Annotated in this window: 22 protein-coding genes; 11 read left to right on the top strand and 11 right to left on the bottom strand. The window is 41.4% G+C overall.

Annotation, left to right across the window (positions count from 1 at the left end):
• Positions 1 to 17: 17 nt before the first annotated feature.
• Positions 18 to 521: a hypothetical protein gene (locus tag QUD05_RS31240; RefSeq protein ID WP_289799438.1), complete on the bottom strand. Its 504-nt coding sequence runs from the start codon at positions 519 to 521 to the stop codon at positions 18 to 20.
• A 477-nt stretch (positions 522 to 998) separates the two neighbouring features.
• On the opposite strand from QUD05_RS31240, the gene QUD05_RS31235 reads away from it, so the two are divergent.
• The 3 genes from QUD05_RS31235 to QUD05_RS31225 all read left to right on the top strand — a co-directional run bounded on the left by QUD05_RS31235 (position 999) and on the right by QUD05_RS31225 (position 4019).
• Complete coding sequence (locus QUD05_RS31235; protein WP_289800125.1) at positions 999 to 1763, top strand: red chlorophyll catabolite reductase; 765 nt, start codon at positions 999 to 1001, stop codon at positions 1761 to 1763.
• Positions 1764 to 2174: 411 nt separating this feature from the next.
• Entirely contained in the window at positions 2175 to 3593 is a 1419-nt protein-coding gene (locus tag QUD05_RS31230; RefSeq protein WP_289799437.1) for an aldehyde dehydrogenase family protein, read from the top strand.
• Positions 3594 to 3860: 267 nt separating this feature from the next.
• A complete protein-coding gene (locus tag QUD05_RS31225) occupies positions 3861 to 4019 on the top strand; it encodes a hypothetical protein (RefSeq protein ID WP_289799436.1) in 159 nt (52 codons plus the stop codon).
• 100 nt (positions 4020 to 4119) lie between these two features.
• On the opposite strand, the gene QUD05_RS31220 is transcribed toward QUD05_RS31225, so the two are convergent.
• The 3 genes from QUD05_RS31220 to QUD05_RS31210 all read right to left on the bottom strand — a co-directional run bounded on the left by QUD05_RS31220 (position 4120) and on the right by QUD05_RS31210 (position 5286).
• Positions 4120 to 4281, bottom strand: a complete 162-nt coding sequence (locus QUD05_RS31220; protein ID WP_289794484.1) for a hypothetical protein — start codon at positions 4279 to 4281, stop codon at positions 4120 to 4122.
• A 195-nt stretch (positions 4282 to 4476) separates the two neighbouring features.
• Positions 4477 to 4749: a hypothetical protein gene (locus QUD05_RS31215; RefSeq protein WP_289794483.1), complete on the bottom strand. Its 273-nt coding sequence runs from the start codon at positions 4747 to 4749 to the stop codon at positions 4477 to 4479.
• Positions 4750 to 4878: 129 nt separating this feature from the next.
• Positions 4879 to 5286: a transposase family protein gene (locus tag QUD05_RS31210; RefSeq protein WP_289795575.1), complete on the bottom strand. Its 408-nt coding sequence runs from the start codon at positions 5284 to 5286 to the stop codon at positions 4879 to 4881.
• Positions 5287 to 5538: 252 nt separating this feature from the next.
• On the opposite strand from QUD05_RS31210, the gene QUD05_RS31205 reads away from it, so the two are divergent.
• The 3 genes from QUD05_RS31205 to hisS all read left to right on the top strand — a co-directional run bounded on the left by QUD05_RS31205 (position 5539) and on the right by hisS (position 7741).
• On the top strand, positions 5539 to 5829 hold the full coding sequence (locus tag QUD05_RS31205; protein WP_289799435.1) for a GIY-YIG nuclease family protein: 291 nt from the start codon (positions 5539 to 5541) through the stop codon (positions 5827 to 5829).
• Between the two features lie 7 nt (positions 5830 to 5836).
• A complete protein-coding gene (locus QUD05_RS31200; RefSeq protein ID WP_289799434.1) occupies positions 5837 to 6043 on the top strand; it encodes a hypothetical protein in 207 nt (68 codons plus the stop codon).
• A gap of 309 nt (positions 6044 to 6352) precedes the next feature.
• Positions 6353 to 7741 (top strand): histidine--tRNA ligase, encoded by a 1389-nt coding sequence (gene hisS / locus QUD05_RS31195; protein WP_289799433.1) that lies wholly within the window; start codon positions 6353 to 6355, stop codon positions 7739 to 7741.
• Positions 7742 to 7976: 235 nt separating this feature from the next.
• Here the strand turns inward: hisS and QUD05_RS31190 are convergent, their stop codons facing one another.
• Entirely contained in the window at positions 7977 to 8432 is a 456-nt protein-coding gene (locus tag QUD05_RS31190; RefSeq protein ID WP_289799432.1) for a hypothetical protein, read from the bottom strand.
• Between the two features lie 1114 nt (positions 8433 to 9546).
• On the opposite strand from QUD05_RS31190, the gene QUD05_RS31185 reads away from it, so the two are divergent.
• Positions 9547 to 10122: a TMEM175 family protein gene (locus QUD05_RS31185; RefSeq protein ID WP_289799431.1), complete on the top strand. Its 576-nt coding sequence runs from the start codon at positions 9547 to 9549 to the stop codon at positions 10120 to 10122.
• A 26-nt stretch (positions 10123 to 10148) separates the two neighbouring features.
• Here QUD05_RS31185 and QUD05_RS31180 read toward each other — a convergent pair whose 3' ends face one another.
• From QUD05_RS31180 to QUD05_RS31155, 6 genes are all read right to left on the bottom strand, one after another.
• Entirely contained in the window at positions 10149 to 11342 is a 1194-nt protein-coding gene (locus QUD05_RS31180) for an MFS transporter (protein ID WP_289799430.1), read from the bottom strand.
• Between the two features lie 196 nt (positions 11343 to 11538).
• Positions 11539 to 12252: a rubrerythrin family protein gene (locus tag QUD05_RS31175; RefSeq protein WP_289799429.1), complete on the bottom strand. Its 714-nt coding sequence runs from the start codon at positions 12250 to 12252 to the stop codon at positions 11539 to 11541.
• A gap of 238 nt (positions 12253 to 12490) precedes the next feature.
• On the bottom strand, positions 12491 to 13585 hold the full coding sequence (locus tag QUD05_RS31170; protein WP_289799428.1) for an alkene reductase: 1095 nt from the start codon (positions 13583 to 13585) through the stop codon (positions 12491 to 12493).
• Between the two features lie 75 nt (positions 13586 to 13660).
• Positions 13661 to 14401, bottom strand: coding sequence for an SDR family oxidoreductase (locus QUD05_RS31165; protein WP_289799427.1), 741 nt, complete (start codon positions 14399 to 14401; stop codon positions 13661 to 13663).
• 392 nt (positions 14402 to 14793) lie between these two features.
• Positions 14794 to 15249 carry a hypothetical protein gene (locus QUD05_RS31160; RefSeq protein ID WP_289799426.1) on the bottom strand — a complete coding sequence of 152 codons (456 nt, stop codon included), beginning with the start codon at positions 15247 to 15249 and terminating at the stop codon, positions 14794 to 14796.
• Positions 15250 to 15899: 650 nt separating this feature from the next.
• Entirely contained in the window at positions 15900 to 17210 is a 1311-nt protein-coding gene (locus QUD05_RS31155) for an efflux RND transporter periplasmic adaptor subunit (RefSeq protein WP_289799425.1), read from the bottom strand.
• A gap of 496 nt (positions 17211 to 17706) precedes the next feature.
• On the opposite strand from QUD05_RS31155, the gene psaK reads away from it, so the two are divergent.
• From psaK to QUD05_RS31135, 4 genes are all read left to right on the top strand, one after another.
• The gene (gene psaK, locus QUD05_RS31150; protein ID WP_289799424.1) at positions 17707 to 17967 is read left to right on the top strand and encodes a photosystem I reaction center subunit PsaK; all 261 of its coding nucleotides are present in this window, start codon (positions 17707 to 17709) and stop codon (positions 17965 to 17967) included.
• Positions 17968 to 18083: 116 nt separating this feature from the next.
• Positions 18084 to 18335, top strand: a complete 252-nt coding sequence (locus QUD05_RS31145) for a hypothetical protein (RefSeq protein WP_289799423.1) — start codon at positions 18084 to 18086, stop codon at positions 18333 to 18335.
• A 373-nt stretch (positions 18336 to 18708) separates the two neighbouring features.
• Positions 18709 to 19296, top strand: a complete 588-nt coding sequence (locus QUD05_RS31140; RefSeq protein ID WP_289799422.1) for a LemA family protein — start codon at positions 18709 to 18711, stop codon at positions 19294 to 19296.
• 6 nt (positions 19297 to 19302) lie between these two features.
• Positions 19303 to 21234 (top strand): M48 family metallopeptidase, encoded by a 1932-nt coding sequence (locus QUD05_RS31135; protein WP_289799421.1) that lies wholly within the window; start codon positions 19303 to 19305, stop codon positions 21232 to 21234.
• Positions 21235 to 21344 lie beyond the last annotated feature (110 nt).

Below are 21344 nucleotides of genomic sequence, written 5' to 3'. Positions count from 1 at the left end.
ATTAATTTTTGTCGCCATTAATACTCTTGCATAAGTCTAGATTCATCAGTATTGATACCGAAAAAGTTTCTCAAAAATCCTATGGTTTCATTTTGGTAAATTTCAAAGTCAATTTCATTTATTTGTTTAATTTTAATCTTTCTGCCATAAACAAATCCTAATTTAAAACTCATAAAGTCTAGCCTGGAAAAATTATAAGGAACTGGATATATAAATTTAGCAAAGAATTGATAGATGAACAAATGTAGTTGATTGGTCTTTAAGTCATTACCCATTGTAAATCCTATGACAAAAGCTTCATCTTGAGAAGAAATCCCTCTATCTAAAAGTATGTGAATATAATCATGATGGAGCAGACTAATTTTTCCAGGTAATGCCATTATGCTATTAGGATTCTCTAGCAGCCAAATGACAAAAGGCATTTTCGGCTCACAATGTAACCTAAATACTAATGAATGTGCTTTTTTCAAATTCATTTGAGCGATATCTATTTGAAAAGCTTTATCTAAATTAAAAGCCATATTATGTATATTTATAATCAAACAACTAACTTATTAATATTTGTTTTTCTTATAATTTGTCTATAATTCTCAACAAAATTATTTTGATTTTTATAATTAAGTATATAAAAAATAATTTTACATAAAATTCCAGTATTATCACTGAAGCTTGTGCTAAGAGCAAAAGCATCTAAATGAAAAATCATCGACTGAGATATAGTAATCCTATTTGATTTGTGAAAATGCGCGGTTCCAGATCCCCTACTTCTTCGAGAAGTCGGGGATCTAATTCTTCACAAATGATTTAGGATTGCTATAAATTGCTGCAACTCTGCTGTGAAAAAGATGTTGCTGCAATAGCTCGATCGCGCTTTGTTGATGGACTATTTCTCACAGTCTTGAATTCGATGAATGCGTTGCTCGATACAAGTAACGAATTAGATCCCGGAAAGTGTCAAACTAAATATGAAGTTTATAGAAAAACTGCAAACTCAAACCATGACTCAGCAACCAACTGATTTAGACAATAAAGCTGTATTTGAGCAGTTGTGGGAGATTACAAAGGAACTCCGCCAAAAATTAGAGGCTCGTTTTCAGTTACATCCAGACCCTTCTGTAGAAAATTTACAGCAATACAGCAGTCTTGATGGCAACATGAAGGGTTCGCTAACCGCTTTTTCTGGGGAAGAAATTGACTGGCTAGTGCATTCGTGGTTGGGAAACCCGGAAAAATCAAACTTTGGGACTATGCGTCTCACTACTTGGTTGAAGTCCCATATTCAGGTTCCTCATTTGGCCTTCGAGTTTGGCACACTTCCAAATATTTTCTTTTATATAGATTACATTCCCCGAACTGAGCTTTTAACCGATTTGGCATCTCTAGATCGCTACTATGAGCCAGTTAATGAAACATTCTTAAAGTTACAGCAAGATTCGCGGCTCAAGGTATTTACTAGCAAAAGTGCGTATATTCGCCTATTTCAATCGCCTGTTAGCTTGTGTTACACAGGCGCACCTACTTTTGAAACTCTCGAACTAACTCGCACACTTGCACACGAAACACTTGATCGCTGGTTAACTTGGGTAGATGCAGCTGAACCTGTGCCAGAAGATGCACGAGAAACTTTAGCTGCTCGTGATTTAGCGCTCCGCCGTATCAGTGCTGAACGCGATCCAGGTAATAAATTTGCCGCACAGATATTTGGCTCCGAATTGACAGAGAAACTTGTGCGATCGCTCTGGGGTGGCGATCGCATTCTCTAAATTAGTCATTTGTCATTGGTCATTTGTCATTAGTCACTTGTGCTGAGTTTCGACTGCGCCGTAATCAAGCGACTTGTGCCGAGCGAAGTCGAGGTAAGTCGAGATTCAACTACCGCGTAGTCATTGGCGTAGCCTCTCGTAGAGAAGTATTGGTCATTTGTTATGACTCTCAATCTTCTATGTCCACTAATTTAGAATCATACTGCGCTTTAGCATCGCAAGTTACCTGTTATGCAATCAACCTTCACTTGCGATCGCCAATCACACTTTTACCCTGCTAATACTATGCTGGAAAGAGAAGTAGACCGCAAACACAGCAAACCACCATTGAGTGCTTAAGCAACTGGGGATGATTTGAATTTGGGAATGGAAATTGGGGATTAGGAAGTAATAACAAATGACAAATGACAAATGACAAAACCAATAGAAGTCCGCAATCCCCGAACTGGAAAATTTGACTACGTAATTATCCCGCAGCCTCCAAGGTTGGTGGTACAGCAATGTAAGCGGACGCGTCGGGCACAAGTTCGCTGGCAGAAATTGGGCTTAGAGGGGAGAATTGAAGCTTTACAGCAGTGGAAAGATGCGATCATATCTGGACGCGATCGCCTCACGGAAGCATTGGTAAATGATACAGGAAGATTGTCAGCCTCGGTATTAGAAATAGACTCCTTACTCTCCAGCATTGATCGCTGGTGTCGGTTAGCACCGGAATTGCTGCAAGAATCGGCAAAAAATACAGCCATTCCCTTTATTGCCTTGCAACAAACATCTGTTCCTTATCCCTTAGTTGGGGTAATTAGCCCGTGGAATTTTCCGCTGTCACTGTCTACTGTTGATACCATTCCGGCATTGTTGGCAGGTTGTGCTGTCATTGTCAAACCCAGTGAAATCACTCCCCGCTTCGTAGCACCGCTGATTACAGCACTCAATACTGTTCCCAAATTGCACGAGGTATTAACTTTTGTGGAAGGAGCAGGTGCAACCGGATCTACTTTAATTGAAAATGTAGATTTGGTATGTTTTACAGGCAGTGTCGCCACAGGGAGAAAAATTGCACAGGGAGCTGCAAAACAGTTTATTCCAGCTTTTTTGGAATTAGGAGGAAAAGATCCTGCGATCGTTTTAGAATCAGCCAATTTAGAATTAGCAACCTCAGCAATCTTGTGGGCTTCCGTCGCCAACACCGGACAGTCATGCCTCTCAATTGAGCGAATTTACGTTGCAGACTCCATATTTGAAAAGTTTTACCATCAACTAGTAGCCAAAGCACATCGCCTTGAGCTAGCCTATCCCACAGTCGAAAGTGGAGAAATTGGCCCGATCGTTGCCGAAAGACAAGCAGCCATTATTAGCGATCATCTCATAGATGCAGTTGAAAAAGGAGCAGTAATTCACTGCGGCGGTGTCATCGAGGATTTAGGTGGGGGTTGGTGGTGTCGTCCAACAGTGCTTACCCAAGTTAATCATTCCATGAAAGTGATGACCGAAGAGACTTTCGGCCCCATTATGCCAATAATGCCCTTTTCTACAGTAGAGGAAGCGGTGTCTTTAGCAAATGATTCAATCTATGGATTAAGTGCTGCTGTATTTGCCTCGGAAATAGAAGCCTTAGAAGTTGCCCACCAGATAGATGCAGGTGCGATTAGTATCAATGATGCTGGACTCACCGCCATCATGCACGAGGGAGAGAAAAATGCCTTCAAATTCTCCGGTATGGGAGGTTCACGCATGGGTGTGGCGGCGCTGAAACGGTTTATGCGAAAAAAAGCTATTTTGATCAAAACTAACGCTACTAATGACCCTTGGTGGTTTGGGAATGGGGAGTGACCAATGCCATCATCACCATGCAACTCATTACCGTAACTAATAGCGTAGCTTGCAGCCGTACTCCTTTGGAGAAGCAAGCTACGCAAAGCGTCTCCAAGAGTTGGCATCGCATCAATGCTTCGCTTCAATTTTGGCATCTCTTATATTCTTATATATTTAGAATTAGGAAGTTGCCTTCAAACTATTAAGAAAACCTCTAGGTCAGTTTTTACAATAGCGTTACACTCTATAACGGACTAAGCCTTTATGTAGATCCTGTAGCGCCTGATGAACCTAGCCGATATCCTTAAAGACTCAAACTACAAACTGTCGCAGTTTACTGAGGCGGAAATTGATCAGTTAGAGCAGAGCATTACTCCCAAAGCAACCAAAAGTGGCGAAGTTCCTTATATCGTTTGTTTGGTGCGTCATATCATGTCCGCATAATTAGTTATGCTAACCACAGTCATTGCACCCCACCCCTTAATCCCCCTCTCCGCTCTTCGGGAGGCAGGGTGGATTAATTGTCGGGCGAGAAAAAGTTTTCTCACTCGACCATTGGACTCACAGGCATTGGGCAAAAGGAGTCGGAGTGGTCAAATAGCGCATCAAAAATCATTTGAAGTTGGTTAGCCATCAGCCTTAACGCTTCGGGAAGAGTCCGACAATTTAACTGACGAGCCAGGGAAACTAAAAACTGTCTGACCATCGCCCAATTAGCTGGTGAAAAACCGCCAGTATGAATACAGTTATCTTCATTTAAAGTTACATCCTTGACCCAATGAAGTTGATTTTCAATTGACCAATGACCACGAATAATCTCCGCGAATTCTGAAGCTGAATAATTTCAGCTACTTAAATAAAAGTGTTGTTCATGATAGTCAACAATCTGGCGACGACAATTCTATCCTTGAGGTCGAGTTCCATATCTGTTAACCTCAATTAAACTTTTAGCGCCAACCCAATCAGGTAGTGACTCAAATGGAATTGGATAGACTTTGACTTGACGAGTAGTCTTTCGTCCATGTAAATTTTCATCATGGTAATTGGTATCGATAGCGATTGAGGATTCAGCTAGCTCAGTAGCTACTTTCAGGAGATTTGGCTGGTTTCTTTTAATAGTAATAATGTAGTCATTTTCTCCCTCGATAATCAGCTCAACAGTTTTTTTTGGCAATGTAGTGCATCGGCTGTAATCACGATATGATGCCCATAAAGCTTTTTAATTAGCTCTTCTACCACACTAATCTCACTGTTTTTGTTATTTTCCATAGCTTGATGTCTGATTACCCATCCTTGCTGATGACTATAAACTGAAAACTGAAACGATACTCACAAAGTTTTGATAGGATTGATTTCCCCCGGTTACAGTACTTTTAATACATTTCCCATCGATGGCAAATAATTCTTTGAAATTAATTGGCAAACTCTTTTCTGCCCAGACGTTAAACAGTTCAGCTAATATCTGAAAATCAATTGACATCATAATATTTCTGAATGTTGATGCTGACGGAAATTGAATATCTGGAGATAAATCTAATAATTTGATTAGAGATAATCGATGATTTTTTGTGAACTCAGCTAAAGGTTTATACCCCCAATATCCTGTACAACTACCTAACAAAACTATAGTTAGTATTATCCAAAGTCTATGTCTAATACCTCTAGCATGTCGATAATCGGGAACCCCTTGGATTGCTTCGATTAAATTCATTCCTAACTTTCCTCTGGGAGAACCGTGTTTTTCTTAAGGAATCATCCTTCTATGTTATATTTTCTCTCTCGACAATTAATCCACCCTGCTCTCCGCTCTTCGGGAGGGGAGACAAAGCGTAGCTTTGGCGGGGGTGGGGTTCTTCGGGTTTAATAAGCAATCAAGCGGACATGATATGATTCTGAACTTCAAGCTCAAGCTCGGAGAATTCTGGATGCGATCGCTTTCATTCCTTTTGAACAATGCCAAACCTTGACCTGTGAATTTGGCAGTATTCCGGCTCGTCCTGGCATCTATGCAATCAGGCACAGAACTGACGGATTGCTGTACATCGGTAAAACCAAAAGCTTGCGGGGGCGTTTCAGTGGTGGACACAAAGCTTTTTTGTGGGCGTGGCTCGATAAGTATAACGATGAAGATGTGCGAATCGCAGTGCAATTGATTTCACATTGGGAAAACCCTACGTTACTATTGGAGCTAGAAGCCATTATTTTAAGAGCTACCGAACCTCCTTACAACGTCCAAATTCCAACCGAAGGGTAGTAAAGCGATGCAAGCAAAACTCCAAGAGCAACTTTCCCCCAATGATGCCGAAGTTATTTTGGGATGCTTACCTGAACGAATTCACGCCGCTCTAATTACTCGTGCTACTAAAATTGAATATCCAATCGAAGCAGTTATTGAGATGGCGATCGCAAGTTTTCTCGATACAGAGGCATTGGGTTTTGCAGATTGCAAGCCAGGGCGTGGACAATAAAAGCGTCAACTGGCGATCGCAAGCGGCGGGACTGACGAAAGATATTGGTGTGGATACAGAAGAACATTAGAAGCCTACGCATTTATCGTCGGCGTAGCCTGCCGCAGGCATCGCTTGAAAAAAAAGCGGAATTCGTTATGCTTCACATCAAGTTATAATTTCATTTCTCCCCTCAAAGATAAACGCTTATTATTCTCCAGTCCGCGCAGGTGGTCACTGAAGTCGGTCGTTGTGCGGACTTTGTTTATGTAGCCACGACTTCCAGTCATTAGGCTTTTATCCCCAATCTCAACTTAGTAAGGTACATACATGGCCAAAGGTGACAAAATAAACTTTTCTACCCCTAGCGGGTTTCCAGAATTTCTTCCTAGCGAAAAGCGTCTAGAATTATATTTGCTAGATATCATCCGTAGAGTTTTTGAAAGCTATGGATTTACGCCCATCGAAACACCTGCTGTAGAACGTTTAGAAGTGCTACAAGCTAAAGGAAATCAAGGCGATAATATCATTTATGGAATTGATCCTATATTGCCACCAAATCGACAAGCCGAGAGAGATAGATCGGGCGAAACAGGTTCGGAAGCAAGAGCTTTGAAGTTCGATCAAACAGTTCCTTTAGCGGCGTATATTGCCCGTCACCTGAATGAATTAACCTTTCCCTTTGCCCGCTACCAAACCGATGTAGTTTTTCGGGGAGAACGGGCAAAAGATGGGCGTTTTCGTCAGTTCCGTCAGTGTGATATTGATGTAGTTGCGCGTCGTGAACTCAGCTTGCTCTATGATGCTCAGATGCCTGCAATTATCACTGAAATATTTGAAGCAATTAATATTGGTGATTTTCTGATTCGCATCAATAACCGAAAAGTTCTTACTGGCTTCTTTCAATCATTGGGAATTGCTGAAAATCAAATTAAATCTTGTATTGGTATTGTTGATACTCTAGAAAAGATTGGTGAAAGTAAAGTCAAACAAGATTTAGAAAAAGAAGAAATTGCCGCAGAACAGTCACAAAAAATTATTGAGTTTATTAAAATTGACGGTTCCGTTGATGAAGTCTTAGATAAGCTCAAGCACCTCGCCCAAAATCTGCCAGAAACCGAGCAATTGAGTTTAGGAGTTACCGAATTAGAAACAGTAATTGCTGGGGTGCGTAATCTTGGAGTTGCCGAAAACCGTTTCTGTATTGATTTATCCATTGCCCGTGGTCTTGATTACTATACTGGCACAGTTTACGAAACAACTTTATTAGGACATGAAGCTTTAGGTAGTATTTGTTCTGGCGGGAGATATGAAGAATTAGTCGGGGTCTTTTTGGGCGAAAAAATGCCTGGTGTTGGTATTTCTATCGGCTTAACTCGTTTAATTAGTCGTTTGTTAAAAGCTGGTATTCTAAATACCTTAGCTGCTACACCAGCCCAAGTGATGGTAGTGAATATGCAAGAAGATTTAATGCCTACTTATTTAAAAGTTTCTCAACATCTGCGTCAGGCGGGAATTAATGTGATAACTAACTTTGATAAGCGTCCCTTGGGTAAACAATTTCAATTAGCAGACAAGCAAGGAATTCAATTTTGCGTAATTATTGGTTCTGAAGAAGCAGCAGCACAAAAGTCATCGCTCAAAGATTTGAAAACAGGCGAGCAAGTAGAAGTGCTACTAGAAAATTTAGCTGAGGAAGTTAAAAGAAGACTTAAGTAGCTAGGTATAATTCAACATAAAATAAAATCCTATTTTGGAGTCAGCGATTTATCGCTCAAAGCAAGGATTATAAGGACTAAAGTCCTTACCCTTCTCCTAATGGAACGTGAGTTCGACGGATAGAAAAGCCCAAAAAGTTAGCTAGATATGAATTTGCTTAATTGGGTAGGCGAAGTGCGATGGCTACGCCCGCCGCAGGCATCGCTAAGATTAATTGAACCCCAATACGGTTTAGTTAGTGCCAAGGTTCTCTATTGCTACTGGGTGATAATGCCCATTTGTAACAACCGCCACCAGATTGACCAAGCCCACCATCACAACTATCTAGTGCATAACAGTCTGTCTTAGATGCTACCCAACCAGCAGGAACCCAATTAAATTGCCCAGAGGTATTTTCCATCCAATAACAGGAAAACCAAGGCTCTCGATTTGCCTGAGCGTCTGTTGCCCATTTGTAACAACCGCCGCCAGATTGACCAAGCCCACCATCACAACTATCTAGTGCATAACAGTTTTGCTTCGATGATACCCAACCAGCAGGAACCCAATTAAATTTCCCAGAGTAATTTTCCATCCAATAACATCCGTTTGTAGCAGCCGAACTATGTTCTACTGCGGTAAATCCCGAAACGACCAACATCAAGCTGGATAAAGGAAAAACTAAAATAGACTGAATTATCTTTTTTTTCATGGTTTACATCTAATTGATGAATAAAGCCCTATTACTTGCAGTGAAAGCATCTTGGCTTTGCTGATTAAGAGTATGAATTGATCTCATGCAGAGCCGCAGAGTCTCAGAGAGTAAAAGTTTGAAATCTTTGATTTTTTAATTTCATACTTCAATTCAGTACTCAGATTTCTCAGCAACTATGAACAAAACGGAGGTGAAAAACTGCTAAAATTCTTATAAAATAAGCATTTCAGCGATTTTAAAGTATGATTGCACAGGAACCGTTCAATAATTCAGAGAAAACTGCTCAGTCAAAAGCCTGAAATGGCGTAAAATCTTTCTGAACTGGTAGGTTGCCCCGATTTATTGAACGGATACTTTTCAAACATCCTCTATTTTGAAAGCTACAACAAGAATGTGAGGAACTTGTGAAGAAATAGCTGGTTATTACGCGGATTTCACACCAACTTTGAAAAACCAAGGGTAGACCCTGCTACCTGCCCAGGATTATTTGGTTCAATTGCCGCATCGTCGTAGCGTTGATCTGCGGTAGCAGGCATTGTAACAGTGATAGGATGTCAAGCATGGGCGGATTGTAGCTTTTGAGTTGTCGTTTGGGAAGACAACAACTCTACTACAGAGCGCCCAACTCTCTCTTCATACTCTTTTTTTGGCTAAGGTATTGTTAACTGAACCGTATTGTCATATACCCTACTTATTTGGAAGTCATTTATGAGTTTATCGGATGTCCCTAATCTCTGGGTTCCTGTAGCACTTTTAGGTTTCATTGTTATCGCTGCTGTATTTTTCAGCCGCAGCAATTGATATTTAAAGGATTACAGTTGAGGTAGAGGTTCAGTTGTATGTTTGCTGTTGTCACACCCGATACAATCCATTTGCCCCCAGGTGCGGTAGTACGCCTACCTGGAAGTTGGCAAGATTATCATGTTTAAAAATTGCCTACGAGCGTAATACTAGCGCTGCTATTCGGGAATTACGGCAGAAATTGGCAAGTGAGAATTAAATATTTTGATTTTGCGAGTGCAGAGAATCTTCATCAACGGCGGCTACTTGGTACGATAAAGTACAGAGCCTCACAACTTAACTCTCAAATAAATAGAAAAGGAATGCGTACATGGGAAAAGGGAGATTAGAAGCATTCAGCGATGGGGTGATTGCCATCATCATCACCATCATGGTGCTGGAAATCAAAGTACCGCATGGGTTGGATTTAGCTGCGCTACGCCCACTAATCCCGGTATTTCTGAGCTATGTGTTGAGTTTTATTTATATCGGCATCTACTGGAACAATCACCATCACCTACTACAAGCAGTCCGACAGGTTAATGGGCGTATCCTTTGGGCCAATTTGCATCTGCTGTTTTGGTTGTCATTAATCCCCTTCGTCACTGGTTGGATGGGCGAGAATCACTTTGCTCCCATACCAGTTGCCCTTTATGGTACGGTGTTGTTGTTGAATGCGATCGCTTACTTTATTCTTACCCGCACCCTAATTTCTTACCACGGCAAGGATTCGACTCTAGCGATCGCAGTTGGTGAAGATTTCAAAGGAAAATTATCAGTAGTTGTCTATGCTGTAGCAATTCCACTTGCCTTAATGAACTCATGGTTTGCCTGTGCATTATACGCTTCAGTCGCAGTCATCTGGCTGATCCCCGATCGTCGCATTGAGAAAACCCTCACACCCTAAACTAATTACGAATTACGAATTACGAATTACCTACAAGTGCAATACCTAAACACAAAAAATATCAAAACTGCAAAACCAGTCGCGGCGTAAAACACACTACTAATTCCGCCAAAACCAAAGGCATAACCCATCAATAACGGGCCTAATGTTTGTCCTAATCCATAGAATGTCCCGTTTACCGATATAATCGTCGCCAAATATTCTCTTGGTGCTAAATCTGCTAAAAGCGTTTGGCTGCTAGGAAAACCGATACCAAGTCCAATCCCAAAAATTGTACTTGGAATTAATAGTAACCAGATATTTGACACAAAGGGAACTATTAACATTGCTAATGCATAGAAAACATAAGATGCACTAATTAAAGTTGTGGCGGGAAATCTTCTCGCTAATCTACCTAACTGGGAAGATGTAATCGTAATTGCCACGGAAACACTAGAAAGGAGCAATCCAATAATTGTGGGTGGCGCTTTAAAGGTATCGTTAATCAGTTGTGGTAAATATGTGACATAAGCACCGTAAAGAAAAACAAAGTTAGCAGCACTGGCAATAAAAATTCCAAATAGCTGACGATTTTTCAGAACTTTTATGGCATTGCTCAAATACTCTTTGAGGTTACGCTCGCCTTTTGGTTCGGGATTCTTAAGTGCAAACAACACCAACAACCCAAGAGGAATCGCTAATATCGGCAACATGAAGGGATAATACCAGCCCATTGTAGCTAATGCACCACCGATTATTGGATAACTTGATGTGCCGACACTGCTGATACTGGCATTGTAACCCATTGCCGTAGTCCGTCTGTCTCCTGTGTATAAATCGCCGATTAAGGTGATACTCAAAGAAAGCAAAGAAGCAGCACCAATTCCTTGCAGCAAACGCAACCATAGTAATAAATTAAAATCACGGGCGAAGGCGCAAGCAGTACCAGCCATGCCAAATATAAATAGCGAAGGAACAATAATTATCTTTCTGCCCAATCTATCGGCAAGAATACCAATAATTGGCCCTAAAATCAGAGATGGGAATGTAAATGCTGTAATCAACAAACCCAAATTTTTCGGGTTAATATTTAAATCTTTAGCTAACTTAGGAAAAGCCGGAGTCACGCTAGAAACTCCAATAACAGCAATTAGTACAACTGCACAAATAATCTGAAAATTTAGCTCTAGATAAACTGGTTTCTGTAGTTCAGATTGGCTGTTATCTTCTGGTAAGTGCATGATCAAACCCTATGTATAAATAATTCTGAACGCGAAGCATCTCAAGAGATGCTTCGCGTTTATAGCAATCCTAAATCATTCGTGAAAAATTAGATCCCCGACTTCTTCGAGAAGTCGGGGATCTGGACATCGCACATTTTCACAACTCATTTAGGATTGCTATAGTTGCTAAAAAAGTGCCTAATTGATTGTCGTCTTAAGCTGCAACTTTTTCCTCAAATGGTTTAAAGGTTTTTTTGCTAGCACCGCAAATTGGACATTCCCAGTCTTCAGGAATTTCTTCAAAAGGTGTCCCAGGCGCAATTCCCGAATCAGGATCGCCAGCAACGGGATCGTAAATCATGCTGCATTGTCTACAAATCCATTTCCGAGTTTTAGGTTCTTCACCAGCAACCCTGGTTGCTGCTTGTCCACCATTTAATACTTCTAAGGCTTCAGTGTAGCGATCGGCGTGATAATTTTCGATGAATTTTAACAAGCCAAAACGGTGTGCAGCTTCCCGAAATGTGTTGGCATGATCGGTAGATTCTTGAACTTGTTTGAGAAATTCTTCAGCTGCGGGATTGTCGCGATCGCGTTGGGCATCTGCGGCAAACTCTGGATACATTGTGGTATATTCGTAAGTCTCGCCTTCAATTGCCAAAGATAAACAGCGAGATACAATTTGCCGCTTTTGTTCATCAGTTAAAGCAGCTGCATCTTCTACCACAAGTTCTGGATGTAGTAACTTAAAATGTGCAAAAGCGTGTTCAGTTTCTTGATCTGCTGTTTCTTTAAAAAGTTTCGCCAAGTCTGTAAACCCAAGCTGACGTGCCACCTCAGCGAAAAACAGATACTTACGATTTGCCATCGATTCACCACCGAAAGCAGCTTCTAAGTTTTGAAGTGTAGTAAAGTTGGACAAATCCATAATTTTTTAATGCCTGATAAGTGATATTTAGTGCAAAAGCACAGACTCTACAACGGGATAATCAGCCGTTATTTGTATAAGTTATAAATGCTTTATACAAACTTTGTCATCCCATATTTAGCAATCCGTTCTAATCGGAAGCTAGCACGGCTGTGTTCTCCTACTTGGACAATTATAAAACCGAAAAATTGTGCAACTGACAAATTATATTTTTGATTTAGAGATGACTGTAATTGCTTCAAGTTGTCTGAAGTTCTAAAAAGGGATAGTCGGTGTATCCTGTAGCATCAGGGGCATAAAATGTCTTTGGATCTGGAGCGTTAAAATGTACGTTAAGTTCTAAACGTTTTGGTAAGTCAGGATTAGCAAGATATAACTTGCCAAAAGAAACTAAATCTGCATTGCTACTAGTAAGAATGCTATCTCCTGTTTGGCGATCATAGCCACCATTAGTAATCAAAGTACCTTGGAATATTTGTCGAAAGTAGGGTGTAACTGGGTTCATGACTTCGCGGGTTGCTAAATCGACTTCGTTCGGTTCCATCAGGTGAAGATAGGCAAGTCCAAAGGGGTTAAGAGCATTGATTGCATAACCAAAAGTTTCTTGAGGGTTAGAGTCATGCATTCCATAAAAAGTGTTACTTGGTGAAAGTTTGATACCAACCCGGTTCGCACCCCAAACGCTAGCGACTGCTTCCACAACTTCTAAAAGGAATCGGCTACGCTTTTCTATTGAACCGCCATACTCATCTGTGCGCTGGTTAGAGCCATCTTGGAGAAATTGATCGATTAAATAGCCAAATGCACCGTGAAGTTCAATCCCATCAAAACCAGCCGCCAAGGCATTTTCGGCACCTTTGCGGAATTGCTCGACAATTTCAGTAATTTCTGGAGTTTCTAAAGCACGGGGAGTTTCCAACGATACTTTACCTATGGGTGTGTGAAGAGAACCAATTCCAGCGATCGCACTGGGAGCAACTGGCAATTCTCCATCAAGTAAAGCCGAGTGAGAAACTCTCCCAGAATGCCAAAGTTGCAAAAAAATTCTGCCCCCTTGTTCGTGTACTGCATTAGTTATCAACCGCCATCCTGCCACTTGTTCTTCTAAATAAATTCCTGGGCAGTTAATGTATCCTAAACTTAGAGGTGAAACCATTGTACATTCAGTAACGATCAGCCCAGCACTAGCGCGTTGGGCGTAGTAAGTTGCCATTAGCGAGTTGGGGATGCTTGCAATTGCCCGCAAACGCGTCATCGGCGCCATTACGATTCGGTTTGGTAGGGTGTAAGGGCCAAGCTGAACTGGTGTGAAAAGATTGATATTAGAATTCATGACTTAAATTTCTATTACGACGTTGCACATTACTGACTGAGGTTTTAAAATGGGGATCGCTAGAAGAGCTTTTGCTCACGCGATTCCACCGTTGACACGGATGTTTTGCCCAGTGATCCACCTAGCTTCGTCGCTAGCGAGAAAGGCTACTACATCGGCGATTTCTTGCACATCTCCCAGTTTGCCAAAAGCAGCCATTTGGGCTAAACGATCTATCTGTTCTTGTGTTTTGCCTTCTCGGAATAGTTCTGTATCGGTGGGGCCAGGAGAAATAACATTAACTGCGATCGCTTTTGCACCCAATTCTTTAGCTAGTACCCGCGTGATTTGTTCCACAGCACCCTTGGTTCCTACATAAGCACTATAAGTTGGCAGCATCATCATTGTAGTTGATGAGGAAAAGTTGATAATCCGTCCCCCTTCTGCCATGTGTTGCGCCGCTTGCTGGCAAGTAAAATAAGTACCTTTGACGTTAATGGCAAAAATCGCGTCGAAATCTTCTTCTGTCACCTGAGTAATTGGTTTATAGAAGGCGATTCCGGCATTATTGACCAAAATGTCAAGTTTACCAAAACGTTCAAGTGTTTGCTCAAATAACCGTTGGATGTCGGGTATTTTGCTAATATCAGCTTGGATAGCGATCGCTTCTACTCCCAACTTTTCAATTTCTGCAACAACTTCTTGTGCTTTGCCTGCATTCCCCGCATAGTTAACGGCAATAGATGCACCGTTACCAGCTAATTTTAGTGCGATCGCTCGTCCAATTCCCCGCGATGCACCAGTGATAATTGCAACCTTCCCTGTCAAAGATGCCATAGATTAATCGAGTTTAATTTTGGTTAACTAAAGTGATTATCTATTGTTAAAGGTATTGTACTAAGGTTAAATTTAGCGATCGCAGCTAAAACTGCCGACTTCATTCCAGCCAAAATCCCGCCAGCGAATTCAAGTAACTCTCAGGCGGGAGAAATGAAAATACGGCGTTGCTGAATTAAGGGATGATTTTTGTGGGGTGGGCATCCTGCCTGCCCGGAAATACAAGGGACGCTCATGTTGCCCATACCACAAAAATAGTAAAATTATCCCGCAAATATGCAACCCCGAAAATACTTTGCAAAAGGTGAGGATACGTGCCCAACATCTTTTATAAATTGTCTGTCTTCGTTAACCAAAAGCTCATCTGGTTTATCATATCTGCGTAGATTAAATTATTTGAAGAAGGGATTTTCTGAACCTATCACGGATTCAATCTCAATTGGACATGTTGGCTCAGATAAGAGTGTTCCATTAAATGTATAAGTAGTGCCTTGGGAATTGATAGCATTACCACTTATCCTCCGGTCTGGAATAAAGTCTCCTCTTACTTGACCGCTAAGTGCGATACTTTCTTCTAAATTTGGATTTGTTACTGCTTGCCAATTTCTCTGATCCTGACCTAGATTTGTACGGCTATAAGTAGCATTTAGTCCAACAAAGCGAAGGCTGTTACCATCGGCGTTAAATTCCAAACAAGCAGTAAAATTATCTCCCTGACTTGAATTAACATTGACATCGTAGCTTTTGCCCTCCACTCCAGCTTGTACTGGCGCAGCCAACAACGTTATTTGTCCAAGTAAACAAGTTAAAACTAAACCGCACTTAGATTGGATGATTTTCACTGACATAATATTTACCTCTGTTACGTAATCAAGTAATTGCTTACTGTTACTCATTGGTGACAGGTTAAGGTCATTAACTTGTCACCAATAAGTAGTGGTGATTAAATTTAGTCAAAATCGAGGTTACAAACGTAAATTTCCAGCCTGTGATGCCTTCGCATAGCGTTTCATAGACAAGACTAGCTACGCTTACGCATATTTAAAAACATCGTTCATCCTTGGCATAAAATTTAGTATAAAGCTTAATGAGATACTCAATAGCATAGATAATTTACAGCGTAATCACTATTGACAAAACGAGTTATATCTTAAAATTTCACCAATGCTTTCTTTTTAGGAGAAAAGAGTGGACGTGAGTTCAGAGTGTATTGCATAGATAGATACCTAGAGACTACTTTACAAGTTCTCCAACAAAGAGTGATCGCTATAGTTAACGCTCTTATACCAATTTTTTATGAAGCTGCATAGAATTCGATCCCCCCTAGCCCCCCTTATTAAGGGGGGAACCGGAAAAACATCTATCAAAGTCCCCCTTTTTAAGGGGGATTTAGGGGGATCAAGATATGTGTAACTTCACATTAAATTGGTATTAGGTGAAGATTGGTAGGAGACAAGATTGAGACTTCTCCCCTGCTCCTCCTTTCGACTCCCCTTAATTAAAATTCTGGAACGATCGCAACACCATCCCTGAGATTAAGCAACCCTGAAATAATAACTTTATCTTCTGGCTGTAATCCTTCAATAACTTGGTAATTGTTACCTTTAATCTCGCCTAGCTTCACTCGCCTTTGCCGAGCTACTTGTTGGGATACACCTTGGGGAGATGTCTCTGTTTCAACTACATAAACAAAAGTGTCCCCACCGACACGAGTCATTGCTGTTGTGGGAATTAAAACTCCGGGGCGTTGATTCCAGAATACTCTAGCTCTGACTAATTGATCTGCACGTAGCTGACTGTTAGTGTTGTCAAAAAGTGCTTTAATCAGTATCGTTTGTGTTTCATTGCTGGCATTGGGTGCAATAAAAAATATCCTACTTCTACCAAGCTTTTGACCTTGTGTGTTCATCACCTCTACTGGCATACCCTTACGCAATTGGGGCCCTTGCTGTAGTGGTACAGAGATATTCACTTCTAAAGGTCGATTTTGCGTGATATTAACTAATGGTGTAGAAGTATTAACTAAATCACCGACTTTCACAGGGATGTTGCCAACTGTGCCACTAAAAGGAGCGGTAATTTTGTCAGACTGGGGCTGTTGTGTTTGAGTATTTACATTAGATTGCTGCAAGGATTTTTCAGCCTGTAAGATGGTGGCTCGTTGTGCTTGAATCCTGGAATCAATTGCATCCAGGCTAGTCTTAGCATTGGCCAGCCGATTAGCAAACTGATTGCTAGTCTGTCGAGACACGGCTCCTTGTTCAGCTAGACTGACAAACTTTTCGTAGTTCTGCTGGTACAATTGCAGATTCGCAACGTAGGATGGTCGTTCTGCTTCTAAAGATTTGAGTGTGGCGCGGGCATTTGCCAGTTGCATTAAAAATGCTTGAGGCACAGTATTGCTTCCACTGATACCTGCTGGTTGTGTAGGATCTACTTGGAGAATTGCCGCTCCTTCGACGACAGGATCTCCAGATTTGACAAGTATCTGGGTAACTTGACCCTGAATCCTCGGTTGGAGCGTGACTGAGCGCAGGGATTTTAGACTAGCAATAAAATCTGAACTTTCCTCAATTATGCCGCTTTGTACTGTTGATATTTTGACTCTTACCCCTTGAGGTTGAGCGTTAGTATTTGAAGGTGCTGAATTTTGTGGAGTCAGTAAACGCCAGACTAGAGTTGCTCCGCCCCCTAACAATAGGAGTGCGGCTAAACTCAACCAAAGCCACCGCCGTTTTCCAGAAGGTGGCTCAAATGACGTTTGTGGAGCTTTTTCTCCAAAATCAGTTTGAGGCTCAGGGGATGTCATGGCTTTTGAGGAACTTAAGGAACAAATTAACTAGAATTCAATCAAAATTTCATCTGTCGATCTTGAAATTACTGATTTAGCATGAGGTTTTGCGGCAAATTATATGTTATCCCATCCAAATATACAGTTTTGATGATTCTGTCTAAATCTACCAAAAGGTGAATCCGCTCCTTGAATTTCTTAAGTATTGCTATATCCTTCAAAAAGTCAGGATATTTTTATTCGTAACTCCGGCACAAATTGCGATGGATGCATTGCAATAATTTCATCAGAATCACTGGTGTTTGAGTATAAATAAAGACTACCAGTTTGCTTGTTTCAGATATTTAAATTCAAACTAGCTACCACAGTCAGCTCGCTGCGTTGAACTCATATTTTATTAAGTAGTAAGAATAACTGTTAAATATTGATGCAAAATCGGGTAATTTCTTGAATTTGCTTCGGAAAGTTTCAGATTATGTTTTCAACCATTAATAAATTTCAGGAGCAAATCTAGGTGTTGACTTCAACCTTACTCGCTGCTGCAACCACACCTCTGCAATGGAGTCCTACAGTTGGACTGATTATGATTATTGCTAATATCGTTGCCATTGCCTTTGGCAAATCTAGCATCAAGTATCCCAACGCAGAACCAGGACTACCCTCAGCCAATTTCTTTGGTGGTTTTGGTTTACCAGCCCTTTTAGCAACTACCGCCTTTGGTCATATCTTGGGAGTAGGTACTATTTTAGGGCTGCATAACCTGGGAAGAATTTAGGTTCTTACCCAAGTTAGCCTTTATTTGATGATTCTTTTGTCTCCAGCTTTGAGCCAGAGAGTTACTTCTCTGGCTCTTTTTTATGAGACACTAAGTAATATCAGTATCTCAACGGCATGACAGATATAACAGATTTATCAAAAAGAATTGCCAGCAAAGGCGATAATCCGCTAATTTTGCCACCTGTCAACTTGCAGTCACCAGAAGACTTAGAACTTGAGCGAAAACTGCGAGAACTTAAGTTTAAACAAGAACTAAGAAAAGATTGGATTTTATTTATTGTCAGGGATGTAATAATTTTTCCTGCCGCCATCCTTTTTATTTTTGCTGTCAGTGGTTATTCCCTATTTACTCAGATTCATCGGTGACATATCTGGCTAGAATTTTTAATCGACTACAGAGGCACAGAGTACACAGAGATGATAAGTAGGTACACATAATTAAATACAATAAAATAAACTCTTAGTTTGAGTGAGCGATTTATCGCTCAGAGCAAGGATTATCAGTACTAAAGTCCTTACTACAAACTTTAATTTATTTCACTCTGCGTTCTCTGCGCCTCTGCGGTTATTTAAAAAATCCTACATCAGTAAACTTGCGTAACTAATTTTACAGACGACGAAGCCAACTTGCGACAAGTAGACTCATCTCTATATCCACATAAATTCTGTTGGATATGAGGATTACCGTAATTGGTAAATCTGCAAAAAAGTAAGTACCTGATGGAAATAATCTAAAAATATGGGGCTTTTAATATTTGCTGTTGCTTTAGTTGCCATTGTTGCTGTAATTATCATTAATAGCTACAACGATTTAGTTAAGTATCGCAACCGTTACAAAAATGCTTACTCTCAAATCGATGTTCAATTACAGCGCCGCTATGACTTAATTCCCAACTTGGTGGAAACAGCCAAGGGGTACATGAAACATGAGCGAGAAACCTTAGAAGCAGTTATTGCCGCCCGAAATTCTGCAATTAATGCTAGCGGTCGCGCCGCCCAAAATCCTGGAGATCCCCAAGCGATGCAACAATTGGGCAATGCTGAAGGGGCGCTGACGGGTGCGTTAAGTCGGTTGATGGTACTTTCAGAATCTTATCCAGAATTGAAAGCCGATCGCGCTATGACTCAGGTAATGGAAGAATTGTCTTCCACTGAAAACCGGATTGCTTTTGCCCGTCAGGCTTTTAATGACGCAGTGACACTTTACAACACCAAGAGTGAATCTTTCCCTAGCAACCTGGTGGCAAATACATTTAACTTTACTGTTGCAGAATTGCTCCCCGAAGCTACTCCAGAAATCAGAAATGCCCCACGCGTGTCTTTTTAGGTGTCTATGAATTTCTTTGAACATCAGGATCGGGCACGCCAAAATACGCAACAATTAATTGGGTTATTTTCCCTGTCGATCGCAGTTATGATTATGGCGATTTATATTGCCAGTTTATTTCTGTTTCGCATGGCTCCTCGTGTTTGGTGGCATCCAGGGTTATTTCTTTATGTAGCTGGGATTACAATAATTGCGATCGCAATCGGAAGTTTGTACAAAATTGCCTGTCTCCGGCAGGGTGGAAGCGTAATTGCCCAAGAGTTAGGAGGAAGACTCCTGCTACCAGAAATGGCCGACGAACAAGGGCGACAACTATTAAATATTGTCGAGGAAATGGCGATCGCTTCTGGTATTTCTGTCCCACAAGTTTATCTCCTCGACAGAGAAACAGGCATTAATGCCTTTGCTGCTGGATTTACGCCCAATGATGCTGTAATTGGAGTTACCCGTGGAACTTTGGAACACCTGAGCCGGGATGAAGTACAAGGAGTTATCGGCCACGAATTCAGTCATATTCTCAATGGAGATATGCGGCTGAATTTGCGTTTAGTAGGATTACTGCATGGGATTTTGTTCATTTATTTAACCGGAGAATTGCTGTGGCGTCTTCGCGGTAGCTTCCGTTTAGGAAAGGAAGACAAGGGTTTACCTATCTGGGCATTTGGTTTGGCACTAATGGCAATTGGCGGTATCGGATTACTTTGCGGACGCTTGATTAAAGCCGCCGTCTCTCGCCAACGCGAATTTCTCGCTGATGCTTCAGCCGTACAGTTCACTCGCAACCCCAACGGACTTACCGGAGTCTTTCAAAAACTCCAACAGATGGATTCACGGTTAATATCGCCGGGTGCAGAAGCCTCTAGCCACATGTTTTTTGGCAATGCCCTCAACCCCTCTTTCTGGGAAGATATGTTTTCTACCCACCCACCCCTAGCAGAACGTATCCGCCGCGTTGGGGGTTTGAACGTCAGCAATTTAGCAGCAATGCCATCTCGCAATCAAATGCGTTCTCCTTCCCAAGAATCCCTAACAATGGGCTTTGCTGGTGGTTCTAACGCCACGCCAGAACAGGTTGTAAACCAAGTTGGAAGCGTTACACCAGAGCATTTTGCCCATGCTCAAGCGCTGTTATCGCAGTTACCAGAATCCCTGCGTTTGGGTGCGCGTGAGCAACAAAGTGCAATGGCGATCGCTTTGGCGCTAGCATTAGATACGGAAAATCTCCAAATTAAAGAACGTCAAATTGCTTGGTTACGAGAAGTACAACCTGCTGATTTGGTAGAGAAAACCCTACAATTAAGTAGCGAAATTAATCAGTTAGATCCCAGAATTCGCTTACCACTTGTGGATTTGGCAGTACCCGTATTGCGCCAAAACTCTGCCAAAGAATGCCAAAGGCTATGCAAATGCATCCACGGTTTAGTTGTAGCCACCGGAAGTTTATCGCTGTGGCATTTTGTGTTGCAGTTAATAATGTGGCATCGTCTGCAACCTAGTATAAATCCCACATCTACTACACCAGTAGAATTCACCTCCATCGAACAGATTTGGCCAGATAGTCTATTAGTTCTGTCCGTAATTGCTCGTGTCGGACACTCCCAACCCGATGCGTCTACTGAAGATATCGCCTATGCTTTTCGTTCTGGAGTTTTTCGACTTCCCAAAGCCGGAGAGCAAGAAAAACCAGAAATGCCATTAACTTGTAATTTTACTGAACTAAAGAAAAGTATTGAGCGCCTGCGTCTTGCCACTCCCAAACTCAAACAAGCTATTGTTGATGCTTGCGCCCACACGGTACTATTAGATAACAAAGTTACTCCTTCAGAGGCAGATTTACTCAGAGCGATCGCCATGACGCTAGACTGTCCTATCCCCCCATTTTTAAACCCTCAGCCTAGTGTTTCAAAACAGAAACAACCTTCTACAAAGCGAAGTTAATGTAACGACTGAGACACGATTATTTATAATATCATGTCCGCATAATTAGTTATGCTAACCACAGTCATTGCACCCCACACGCCAGTCGCTCATGCAGGGTGGATTAATTG

This window comes from Nostoc sp. GT001 (genome assembly GCF_030382115.1).
Classification (GTDB): Bacteria; Cyanobacteriota; Cyanobacteriia; order Cyanobacteriales; family Nostocaceae; genus Nostoc.
This window is presented reverse-complemented; position numbering and strand designations above follow the sequence as displayed.